The sequence below is a fragment of the Nocardiopsis alborubida genome (assembly GCF_012396365.1).
Classification (GTDB): domain Bacteria; phylum Actinomycetota; class Actinomycetes; order Streptosporangiales; family Streptosporangiaceae; genus Nocardiopsis; species Nocardiopsis alborubida.
The window spans coordinates 265273-276366 of the sequence record NZ_JAAXPG010000003.1; the positions used below are offsets into that span (position 1 = coordinate 265273).

Here is an 11094-nt window from a genome sequence, read left to right on the forward strand (position 1 = left end):
AAGGCGCGTACGGCACCGCCCGCTCCCCCCGCGGTGGTCTTGTACCTGTGGCGGGGTCCGAGCGCCGACATCGGCTACGGGTACAAGATCAGTGCAGGTCAGAGCCCCATGCTTCGCACCGGTCGCACTTCTGGTCAGCTCACCGGCTCCGGTCGGGGTTTTCGCCGTCTCCGGCCTCCGCCAGGAAGGCGTCCGTCTCCTTCTCGGTGGGACAGGTGGCCGGGCCCCGGCGGGTGACGGCCAGGGCGGCGGCCGCGTTGGCCCGGCGTGCGGCCGACAGCGGGTCCAGGCCGCCGGCCACGGCGGCGGTGAACACGCCCACGTGCGCGTCACCGGCTCCGTTGGTGTCCACGGCGCGCACGGGGAAACCGGGCACCCGCCGGGGAGCCGCGTCCCCGTCCCCGGCCTCGGCCACCACGCAGCCCCGAGCGGAGTCGCGCACGACCACCACGCCGCCGGGACGGATCCGGGGCAGGAGGAGCGCGGCGGCCTCCTCGGGGACGGCGTGCCCGGTCACGGTGGCGGCCTCGGCGGCGCTGAGGCTGAGCAGGTCCACGCGGGCCAGGGCCCGCTCCAGGGTCGGCCGGGGGAGGTCGCCCACGACCGGCGCCGGGTCCAGGACCAGGCGCACCCCCTCGGGGAGGTCACCGATCCAGGCGAGCAGGTCGTCGGCGCGCGGTCCGGGCAGCAGCGAGTACCCCACGGTGTAGACGAAGTCCCCCGGTCCGGGCCGCAGGGTGCGCAGCTGGTCCGGGGACAGGTCCATCTCGGCGCCCAGCCGGGTGACGAAGGTGCGTTCGGCGTCGCCGTCCACCAGGGCCACGCAGAAGCCGGTGTCCGCGTCGGGGGAGGGGGCGTGCGCCACCGCCACCCCCTCCGAGTGCAGCGCCGCGCGGGCCAGGTCCCCGTGGGGCCCGGTTCCGTGCGCTCCCGCGTAGACCACCTCCATGCCCGCGCGCGCCGCGGCGGCGACGACGTTGAAACCGCCTCCGGCCACGGTCCGGGCGGAGGAGGCGAACACTCCCTCACCGGCCCGGGGAAGGGCGTCGACCGCCATCACGACGTCGATGATCACCGGTCCCACGTGCAGGAGGCGTCCGGTCACGGCAGGGGCTCCCCTCGTCTGCGCCGACCACGGCGGCCGACCCCGCGATCATCCCAGCGGCGGTCGGAGGAGGGGCCCACCGGGGTCGGGGCCGACCGCCCGGCGCTCAGGCCCCGGGCACCGGGGGCGGCGGGGTCCAGCGCCGGACGCGGGAAGCCTGGGAGGGGACGCCGTACTCGTCCTTGAGCCGTTCGGGAATGGCGTACTGCATGACCCGGCCGCGGGTGAGGGAGCTCAGCTCCAGGTGGGTGGTGACGTGGCCGAGGCGGTCCAGGGCCCACGCGCCCAGCGGGGAGCCGTCCTCGACCCGTTCGAGGATCCCGAGCAGGGCGGGGGAGGCCCTGACGGCCGTGTCCCAGGCGCTGCGCGGAACCTGGAGCCAGTCGGCGCAGGTGTCGCCGATGAGGTAGCGGACGAGGGCGGCGACCACCGGGTCCAGGAGGGTTCCGGGCACGACCTCCTCGTAGAGGTCGATGAGCTGGCGGGTCAGGTGCGCACCCTCCTCGGAGGGACCCATGTACCGGGTCATGTACAGGTCGGAGAACTCGCGGGCGCTGGCCACGTCGGGCGGCGCGTGTTCGGTGCTGATCCCGAGCATGGCGCCGACGATGCGCCAGGCGTAGTAGTAGGACTCCGCGCCCTCGACCGACATGTGCACGCCCAGCCGGTGCAGGGCGTCCAGGACCTGGATGGAGAAGATCATCTGGCCGCCGATCATGTCCTCCTGGCAGATCGGCGTGCCGAGCGCCTCCATGTCCCAGCGGTTCTCACGGCGCATGTGGTAGCGGATGGAGGCGTGCAGCAGACGCACCTTCTGGGCGGCGGGGACGAATCGGCTCCCCGCCTCGAACGCGTCGGGCTGCATCAGGTAGACGGTGAACTGCCCGGTCTCGGCCATGCGCCGCGAGGGGTACTCCAGGGCGTGGGTGGCGCTGAGCAGCCTGGCCACGTGCGGGATGACGTAGCAGGCGGGCATCGCCGAGAAGGCCAGGGCGGTGGAGATGTGCACGTTGTTGTCGATGAAGAACAGACGGGCCCTCTCCATCTCGCCCCAGTCGACCCAGGAGGGCGGCGCGGCCGTGGCGTGCAGGTACTCGCGGGCGACGTCGGGCAACCCGTCGGGCAGCTCCTGCCCGGCGGTGGAGAAGTAGCGCATGAGGGTGTTGAACTTGCCGACCTCCCCGCGCTCGAAGAGCGTCTCCACCGTCGCGTCGGCGAGTTCGTCCCCCATGAGCCGCAGCGCGTTCATGGACTCCGGTGTGTAGGACATGGGTCCCTTTCTGGGGTCAGGAGCGGCGGGCCGCGGCCGAGGCCACCATCTGCGTCAGGGCGGCGGCGGCTTCGCCCGGCAGGTCGGCGCCGGCGAGGGCGGAGGTCGCGGCCTGGACGCGCTGGTCGATCATCTCCTCGACCCGCTCGGGGGCCCCGGTGCGCCGCATGATCGACCGCACCCTGGACAGGCCCTCGCGGTCCAGGCCGCGGCGGCCGAGCAGACCGCGCAGCTCCCGGCGCTCGGCCGGGGTGGCGGCCGACCAGGTCTCGGCGAGCAGGACGGTGGGCCGGTTGCCCCGGACGTCGTCCAGGTTCGACTTGCCCGTGCGCTCCGGGTCGCCGAACAGTCCCAGCAGGTCGTCCCGCAGCTGGAAGGCCTCGCCCAGGGGAAGCCCGTAGGCGGTGAAGGCCTCCATCGTCGGGCCCGGGGCGCCGGCCAGCGCACCGCCGATGCGCAGGGGGTGCTCGACCGTGTACTTGGCCGTCTTGTACCGGATCACCTGGAGCGAGCGGCCCGTGTCGGGCGGGGAGCCGGTGCGCAGGACCTCCAGGCACTCGCCGGCGACCAGTTCCCGGGCCATGACCAGCCACAGCTCACGGGCGCGGGACAGGTAGGCCGAGGGCAGGCCGCAGCACAGGAACAGCTCCGCGGCCCACGACATGAGCAGGTCCCCGGTCAGCAGGGCCAGGGCGCGGCCCCCGGTGTGGGGCCTGGCCCTGTCGGCGAACGCCGCTCGCAGGGCGACGTGGGCGCTCGGCACGCCGTGCCGCATCGGGCTCTCGTCGATGAGGTCGTCGTGGACGACGGCCGCGGCGTGCACCAGTTCCATCGCCGCGGCGGCCCTGACCAGGGCGTCGCTGTCCGGCTGCCCGGCCGCGCGCCACCCCCAGTAGCAGAACGACGCGCGCAGGCGCTTGCCCCCGGTCACCGCCACGTCCAGCTGCTCGGCCACCGGCAGCAGGTCGGCGTCGATGGCGACGAGCCGGTCCGTCTCCCGGCGCGCGAACTCCCGGAGCTCCGCGTCCACCCGGGCCCGGAGCAGGACCTGCTCCCCGGCCTCAGCCATCGCTCTGGCAGGGGCGGGAGGACGACGCGGAGGCGGCTCGCCGGGCGAGCAGTTCCATGTGGGACTCGGCCGTCGGAGCGTACCGTCGCAGCGCCAGCTCGCCGCGCTGCCTCAGTTCCTGTCGGCCGTCCCGGGCCAGTTCGGCCAGGTCCGACCGGCCCAGCAGCGACCGCGCCCCCCGCAGGGCCGCGCCGATCCCGCTGTAGGCCAGGTCGGCCACCCCGGCCGCGAGCAGCAACGGCTCGCTCACGCGGTCGGTGCCCGCACCGTCACCGGTGTGCGCCACGGCGTATCCCCCATTCCCGGTTGGCACGAAAAGGACCGCGGTCGGAAACGGGCGGCGCTTCCGGGAGTCCTGTCCGGTCGGCCGGAGATCCGCTGCGGTCCCCTGTGGGGTGATCATCTTCGGCCATCGGCGTTTTTGTCAACGCAATGGTGTGATCTGGTTCGTTTTGGTGAGGGTCGAAGAGGGGAGGGGAAAGGAGTAAACGGACAAGGCGAAGGAAAGCCCGCTACTGGTGTGGGAATTTCCTGTGTTCTCGCAGGTGGAGTGCGCCTGTCTGTCCGGAGTTCGGGTCGGTTCGAATTCCGCAGAGGGAAAGCCCGGAACGTCGGGACTCGGTTCCGGGAGGTCTGGGTTCCCCATGCCTCGGGGTGGAAAGGGTTCGGTGGGGCTTTCCGTGGATTCGCGCCCAGGGAGTTATATAACTCGCATCCGCTTGCATGTCAGACAAAGGCGATATGGACGACTTGGATTTTCCGTGGTCGCCGTGGTCCCCCGAGGCGAAGCCCCCGTGGGCCTCCCGGCGTGGAGTCCCGACGCGACCGCGGCCCGTGACCGTAACCGCGATCCGTGCGCGTGGAGCGGCCGCCGCGCCTCTGGTGAGGCCGCCCCACGAACGGACGGTGGGGCCGCGGACCCGGTGCCCACGGCCCCACCATGCGCCCCGGCCTCATTCGGTGCGCAGACCCTCAGGGCTCGTCATGCGCCACAGGTAGGGCAGGCTCGCCAGCGTCACCAGCGCGATCACGCCGAGTCCGGCGCCCACGAGGGGGAGGAAGCTCAGCCAGTCGGCGACCGGGAGGTCGGCCAGCCGCAGCAGGAGGAGGCCGAGCCCGGTCCCGCCTCCGACGGCGATCGCCAGGCCGAGCACCACCGGGATCGCGGTCTGCCACAGCACCGAGGCGGCGAGCGTGGAGCGGCTGGTCCCGAAGGCGATCAGCACCGAGAGCTGTCGCCTGCGCTCCCGCAGCTGCTCGACCGTGGAGATGACCATGCTCGCCCCGATCACCAGCATCGTGAGGACGGCACCGGCCTGGAGCGCGTCGCCGATGGACGTCAACACGCTGCCGCCGCTCTCCTCGTGCAGGGCGCGCAGGTCGGTCCCGGGGCTGTCGACGCCGATGTGGTTGCGCACGTGCTCGACGGCGTCCGGGTCGCTCCCGTCGAGGGTGATGAACACCGTGGACAGGAGGTGCTCCAGCTCCTCGACCGGAAGGGTCGACGGGGTGAGGAACAACCCCTGGTACTCCTGCTCGACCAGGGGGTCCGCGGCCCGGGCCTCGCGCACCGGCGGGACCGTCCAGGGGCGGGGATCGGCGGCGGAGTCGCCCGGAGGGGCGTTGTTGAGGTCCAGCCGGTCCCCCGGCCGCACGGCGGAGGCCTCCTCGCCCGCGGCGAAGGCGTCACCGTCGGCGCAGGAGGAGAACGTGATCAGTTCGCCCAGGGTCGCGCAGTCGGCGACGACCACCGTCCGCCACGGGTCGTCGGCACCGGGCGGGGCGTCCGCCGGGGGAAGGTGGGCCATGAGGAACGGGGAGGAGGACTCCACACCCCTGGCGCCGTCGACGCCGCGGGCGAACTCCGCGCCCTCGGCGCGGCTCTCCACCGTGGTCGAGGCGATCATTTCCACCCGGCCCGGCTCCTGGTCACCGCCGGAGGGGACCTGGGCGTTGGCCGCGGAGAACAGCATCTGGAGCGCGATCGCCCCGGCCACGGCCAGGGTGACGCCGCTGACGGTGCGGGCCGCGATCCCGCTGTTCAGCTGGAGGCGCCGCGTGGCCATCTGCCACGACAGCGGACCGCCGCGCAGCCGGCCCACCACGGCCTCGACGACCCACGGCAGCAGCAGGGTGAACCCCGTCAGGGCCACCGACACGCCGACGGCGACGGCCCACTCCGTGCCCTCGGAGCCCCCTCCCCGCCCGAGCACGGCCAGGACGGCGCAGCCGGCGGCCAGGACCAGCACGCGCCACCACAGCCGCCGTCCCCGGTCGGTGCCCTCCCGGAAGACGCCCAGCGGACTGACCTCGACCCTGCGCAGCGCCAGGAGCGTGACCAGGACGGCGCTGACCGGGACGAGCACCGCGACGAGGGCGGCGATCAGCGGCACCGGTGTGAGGTCCGCGGGCAGCACGCCCGAGCCCGGGAGCCGCACGTCGTCGGCGAACGTCCGGGCCACCAGGAAGAACCCGGTGCCCAGGACCAGGCCCAGGACCGCGCCGACGAGGGACTCGCCCGCGGCGATCCTGCGCGTCATCGCCCTGTCCGCGCCCACCAGCCGCAACGCGGCCAGACGCTGGTCGCGCCGCTCGGCCCCGAAGCGCATCGCGGTGAGGATGAACGCGGCGATCGGCAGCAGCAGCACCACGATGATGACGACGATGAGCAGTACGAGGATCGCGGCCATACCGTCGCCCCGCTGGTCCGCGCCGAAGCCGGAGACGGCGTACTGTGCCGGATCCTGCGAGAGGGCGTCCGTACCCAGGTAGAAGTAGGGCTCGTGCGGCCCCCGCAGTCCTTCGGAGCCGATCAGGCCGGTGACCGAGGCGCCCTCGAACCGCTCGGCGAGCAGGGCGTTCTCCGGTGAGTCCAGGAGGTCGCGCAGGGCGGGGGAGACGTAGAGCTCGCCCGCCTCTGGCAGCCGGTCGATCCCCGGGGGGCGCACGTCCGTCCCCGTTCCCCCGGGCGCTTCGAGCAGCATGCCCACGAACATGTCGCCCCGGTACACGACGATCTCCGGTGCCGCGAGGACCGCGGCGTCGCCGGTCGGCGCACCCTGCTCCAGGCGCACCGGCGCCCGCGCGTCCATCCGGTCCTGGCCCGCCGCGCGCACGGAGGGCGCCGCGGCGGCCAGCAGGAGCACCATCACCCCCAGGCCCACGCCCAGCGCTGTGAGCAGCGTCCCCGTCCAACCCGCCCACCCCCCGTTCAGGGTGAGCCTGGCGCCCATGGCCAGGTCGCGGTACCACCGGCCGATCACGTCGCCCCCGTGATCCCGGTGGTGGCGCTGAGGGCCTGGCCGTCGCGGACGACGACCTCGCGGTCGGAGTAGGCCGCGACCCGGACGTCGTGGGTGACCAGGACGACCGCGGCCCCGCTGTCGCGGGCCGCGCCCGTGAGCAGTTCCATGGCGCGCTCTCCGTTGAGCGAGTCCAGCGCGCCGGTGGGCTCGTCGGCGAAGAGCAGCCGCGGCCCCGCCACCAGCGCCCGCGCGATGGCCACCCGCTGCCTCTGTCCGCCGGACACCTGGCCGGGGCGCTTGTCGCGGATGTCGTCCACCTCCAGGCGGGCCATCCACTCCACCGCGGAGGCCTCCGCCCTCCTGCGGGCGACTCCGGTCAGGCGCAGGGACAGCGCGACGTTCTCCACGCAGGTCAGCTCGGGGACGAGCTGGCCGAACTGGAAGACGAAGCCGAAGTCGCTGCGTCTGAGCCTGCTGCGCTCGGAGTCGGGCAGGGCCGACAGCTCGCGACCGCCGTAGTGCACGGTGCCGCCGTCGAGGTCGAGGATGCCCGCCAGGCAGTGCAGCAGTGTGGACTTGCCGGACCCGGACGGGCCCATGACGGCGACGACCTCGCCGGAGTCGATGCTGAAGTCCGCTCCGTTCAGAGCGGCGGTCGATCCGAAGTACTTGCGGAGCCTGGTGGCGGTGAGCAGGGTGCCCGTGCCCTCCGCCGCGGTGGTGCCGCTCACGCGCCGACCTCCCCGGCGAGTCGGTCGAGGCGGCTGGCGGTCAGCTCCAGCCACCGGATGTCGGCCTCCAGGTGGAACAGGGCGTGGTCGCAGACGAGCTGGTCCGCCAGGTCGCCGCCCGTCTTGCGGCGGGTGAGCTCACGCATGAGGCGCAGGTGCTCGCCCCGCTGGACGTCCAACAGCCCGGCGGCGTCACGGCCGGTCAGCAGTGCCAGCACGACCTTGGCGTACAGGGTGCTCTGGAGGTAGGGCTCGGGCCTCTCCGGTGTGGCCAGCCAGCGGCCGACGTCGGTGACACCGGCGTCGGTGATGGCGTAGCGCTTGCGTTCGGGGCCGCCGCCCGCCTCCACCCCGTCCACCTCGACCAGGCCGTTCCTCAGCAGACGCGACATCGTCGAGTAGACCTGCCCGTAGTGCAGCGGCCGGTCGTGCCCGAACCGTTCGTCGAAGAGGCGTTTGAGGTCGTATCCGTGGCGGGGGCCCGATTCGAGCAGACCGAGCAGCGTGTTGCCGATAGACATGGCGGCGACTATACACAATGTGTATAGATGGGGTGAAGAGGGGTGATGCGGCCCGATCCCGGCACGGGTTCCCGCGTCCGGCGGACCCCTCAGGTGTGGCCGTTCTCCGACGGCCCGGCGGCCGTCTCCCCCGGGCGGCCCCGCGGGGCCGCGGATCCGGGGCGGTGGATGTGGAGCTGGACCGTGTGCCCGGCCTGGACGACGATGCCCCGTGCGTCGCCGCGGACCTCGTTGCGGGTGTCCGTCGGCCCCGGAGCGGGCCGCCCGGCTTCGGCCGAACCGCGGCGGGGCTTTTCCGTTACCAGGCCGGGCCACCGTTGTGCGGCCTTGTGTCTGAGGATTCTCACGAGCAGATCAGCGATACCCGTGGCGACTTTGCAGGTGAACAGGCCCGCGGCTATGGCGAGAAGGAACTGGAGGAGTGTCGCGGGGCCGAGTTGGAGCGCGAGTTCGTGGGCAGGCTCCGCCAGATGTAATGGCCCCGGAAAGACGAAGCCAGAGTGCTGAGAGCCAGTGCCTTGATCTTCGCCTGCACCTTCCTGCTTATCCGAAAATCGACCACGATGAGGGTACAGGAAAGGGCCGCGGCGCGCGAGGGTCGCACCGCTCGTGGTGTCGTCGCGGGGTGCGGGGTGCGGGGTGCGGGGTGCGGGGTGCGGGTTCGCGGGAGGGCCGCGGGCGGGGGCGGGGAGGCGTTGACGGGGCGGTCTCCACACCGGGATACGTGCCGTTCAATCTGGGAGTACGCCGAAAGGTGCCGGTTTCGTCACCGGGGGGCGTGCGGCGCCCGGGGCGGCCGCGGGGCACTGCCCGACGGCGCATCGACAAGGTTTTTCGGCGTGTGCGGAGTTGCGCCTTGCTTCCCGGGCCGGCGTGCGTAGACATTAGCTGACGTGCGCGGACATTTGTCAGCGACGTACTGGTCCCGGCCGCGGGGCTTTCTCTGCGACAAGTGCGCAGGGAGGGCGGATGAACCCCGTGACCGTCCAGAAAGCAGAACCCGAGTCAGTCCGGACCGGGCCGGAGAGAACGTCCGGACGGCTCTGGTCATTCGCAACGCATGGGGATGGAACTGGCCGCCAATAATCAGTGTGTCGCGTCAGTGGTCACCGTCCGGTGGCTGGCTGTTGGTCGGCAACTGGGCCTTTGTTCAGCCATATCTAGAAAGGTTGCTTCCCGCCGGTCCCCCTGGCCGGTTTTGCTCCCCCTCCCCCGCATACCGGAGGCAACTGCATGCCAACGACACATCCACGACGTGCGCAGACGCCGAGTGCTCTGCGGGCACGCCGTTACTTTCGTGCCGCGATGGCGGTCTCGATGGCCGCCGTCATCGCCGGTTCCGTGACCGCGGTGCCCGCCCCGGCCGCGGCGGAGCCGTCGGAGAGCTTCGACGACACCGCCTACCGCGGTGAGGTCGAGGTCGTCCGCACCCCGACCGGCGCCGCCGACGACACGGTGCTGACCGGCCAGGTGTTCGTCGACGCGAACCGGGACAGCGTCAGCGGCGGCGACGAGACCGGCCTGCCCGGCGTCATGGTCACCAACGGCCGCGACGTGGTGCTGACCGACGGCGAGGGCCGTTACGAACTGCCCGCGTTCGACAACATGACGGTGTCCATCACGCAGCCGTCGGGCTACCAGGTGCCGATGGACGAGCACAACATCCCGCAGTTCCACTACAACCACCTGCCCGAGGGGTCTCCGGAACTGCGCTACGGCGGCATCGAGCCGACCGGCCCCCTGCCGTCCGCGGTCAACTTCCCGCTCGTCGAGAGCGAGCTGACCGCCACCGACGCGCAGAGCTGCATCATGGCCGGGGACCTCCAGACCTACGACCGGCAGGAAGTCGAGTACGCGCGCGCCGGCGCCATCGCGGACCTGGCCGAGCGCCACGACTACGCCGGCTGCGGCACGCTGTTCGTCGGTGACGTCGTCGGCGACGACCTGTCGCTCTATCCCGACATCAAGGGCCTGGTCGCCGAGACCAACGGTCCGGCGCGCTTCCTGCCGGGCAACCACGACCTGGACTTCGACGCCCCGAACTCCGAGCACTCCTTCGACACCTACCGCGCGCAGCTGGCACCGGAGTACTACTCCTACGACGTCGGCAACACGCACATCATCGCGCTCAACACCGTCGAGTACCCGTGCGTCGCGGCCGACGACAGCCCCGAGGGCATCGAGGCGCACTGCGCCGACCCGGAGGGCGACCCGTCCTACAACGGCCGCCTCGACGACGACCAGCTCGCGTGGCTCGAACGCGACCTGGCCAACGTCGACCCCGACAAGCTCGTCGTCGTGGCCAGCCACATCGGCCTGCTCAACTACGCCGACGCGAGCTCCCCGGTGCACCAGACCGACCAGGTCAAGCGGGTGCACGAGCTGTTGGAGGGGCGCAACGCCGTGGCGGTGGCCGGCCACAGCCACAGCATCGAGAACCTCAAGTCCGGCGACGACGCCGCGGGCTGGCGCGACCTCTTCGGCGTCCAGGGCCTGCCGTTCCCGCACATCACCGCGGGCGCGATCTCGGGTGACTGGTACTCCGGCGCGATCGGCGACGAGGGCTACCCGACCGCGATCGGCCGCGACGGCGGGCGTCCCGGCGTGGTGACGCTGGACATCCAGGGCAACGAGTTCCGGGAGCGCTACACCGTCACCGGCGAGTCCGACGACGTGCAGACGCAGCTGGGCATCAACAGCCCGACCTACCGCGAGTGGTTCGAGGCGCGCCAGGAGTGGAACGACAACCCCGTCGGCGAGGCCCCCGAGCTGGAGGAGCCCCTGGTGGTCGACCGCGCGGACCTGGCCTACGGCAGCTGGCTGACGACCAACTTCTTCTTCGGCTCCACCGGCTCGACGGTCGAGGTCAGCATCGACGGCGGACCGGCCCGGGAGGCCACGCGCACCCAGCAGATGGAGGGTGAGGCCGCCAACGTCGGCGTCGAGTACTCCGACCCGTACGCGGTCTCGCAGCAGCTGGTCCACGGCGGCAGCCTCGCCGTCCGGTCGATGCACCTGTGGCGGTTCGACCTGCCCAGGAACCTGCACACCGGTGAGCACACCGCCGAGGTGACCGCGACCGACTCCTACGGCCGCGAGTTCACCGACGTCCTCGAATTCGAGGTCATCGGCCGGAGGTAGTCACACCCCAGC

General features: G+C 72.2%; 8 protein-coding genes. 1 reads left to right on the forward strand and 7 read right to left on the reverse strand.

Going from position 1 to position 11094, the window contains the following annotated elements; genetic code table 11:
- Nucleotides 1-139: 139 nt before the first annotated feature.
- The 7 genes from HGB44_RS04930 to HGB44_RS04960 form a co-directional block, all read right to left on the reverse strand.
- Nucleotides 140-1105: a PfkB family carbohydrate kinase gene (locus tag HGB44_RS04930; RefSeq protein WP_061082299.1), complete on the reverse strand. Its 966-nt coding sequence runs from the start codon at nucleotides 1103-1105 to the stop codon at nucleotides 140-142.
- Nucleotides 1106-1211: 106 nt separating this feature from the next.
- Nucleotides 1212-2375, reverse strand: coding sequence for an oxygenase MpaB family protein (locus tag HGB44_RS04935; RefSeq protein ID WP_061082298.1), 1164 nt, complete (start codon nucleotides 2373-2375; stop codon nucleotides 1212-1214).
- A gap of 16 nt (nucleotides 2376-2391) precedes the next feature.
- Nucleotides 2392-3444, reverse strand: a complete 1053-nt coding sequence (locus HGB44_RS04940) for a polyprenyl synthetase family protein (protein ID WP_061082297.1) — start codon at nucleotides 3442-3444, stop codon at nucleotides 2392-2394.
- Nucleotides 3437-3730 carry a hypothetical protein gene (locus tag HGB44_RS04945; protein ID WP_061082296.1) on the reverse strand — a complete coding sequence of 98 codons (294 nt, stop codon included), beginning with the start codon at nucleotides 3728-3730 and terminating at the stop codon, nucleotides 3437-3439. Before HGB44_RS04945 ends, HGB44_RS04940 begins: the two co-directional genes overlap by 8 nt.
- A 667-nt stretch (nucleotides 3731-4397) precedes the next feature.
- The gene (locus tag HGB44_RS04950; protein WP_061082295.1) at nucleotides 4398-6707 is read right to left on the reverse strand and encodes an FtsX-like permease family protein; all 2310 of its coding nucleotides are present in this window, start codon (nucleotides 6705-6707) and stop codon (nucleotides 4398-4400) included.
- Complete coding sequence (locus HGB44_RS04955) at nucleotides 6704-7420, reverse strand: ABC transporter ATP-binding protein (RefSeq protein ID WP_061082294.1); 717 nt, start codon at nucleotides 7418-7420, stop codon at nucleotides 6704-6706. The genes HGB44_RS04950 and HGB44_RS04955 overlap by 4 nt, the downstream gene beginning before the upstream one ends.
- Nucleotides 7417-7941, reverse strand: coding sequence for a PadR family transcriptional regulator (locus tag HGB44_RS04960; RefSeq protein ID WP_061082293.1), 525 nt, complete (start codon nucleotides 7939-7941; stop codon nucleotides 7417-7419). Before HGB44_RS04960 ends, HGB44_RS04955 begins: the two co-directional genes overlap by 4 nt.
- A 1317-nt stretch (nucleotides 7942-9258) precedes the next feature.
- Between HGB44_RS04960 and HGB44_RS04965 the strand changes: the two genes are divergently transcribed.
- Entirely contained in the window at nucleotides 9259-11082 is a 1824-nt protein-coding gene (locus HGB44_RS04965; protein ID WP_061082320.1) for a calcineurin-like phosphoesterase C-terminal domain-containing protein, read from the forward strand.
- Nucleotides 11083-11094 lie beyond the last annotated feature (12 nt).

Coding starts and splice junctions, on each gene's coding strand:
- HGB44_RS04935 (WP_061082298.1), bottom strand. CDS start 2,375: ATGTCCTACACACCGGAGTCCATGAACGCGCTGCGGCTCATGGGGGAC.
- HGB44_RS04940 (WP_061082297.1), bottom strand. CDS start 3,444: ATGGCTGAGGCCGGGGAGCAGGTCCTGCTCCGGGCCCGGGTGGACGCG.
- HGB44_RS04960 (WP_061082293.1), bottom strand. CDS start 7,941: ATGTCTATCGGCAACACGCTGCTCGGTCTGCTCGAATCGGGCCCCCGC.
- HGB44_RS04965 (WP_061082320.1), top strand. CDS start 9,259: ATGGCCGCCGTCATCGCCGGTTCCGTGACCGCGGTGCCCGCCCCGGCC.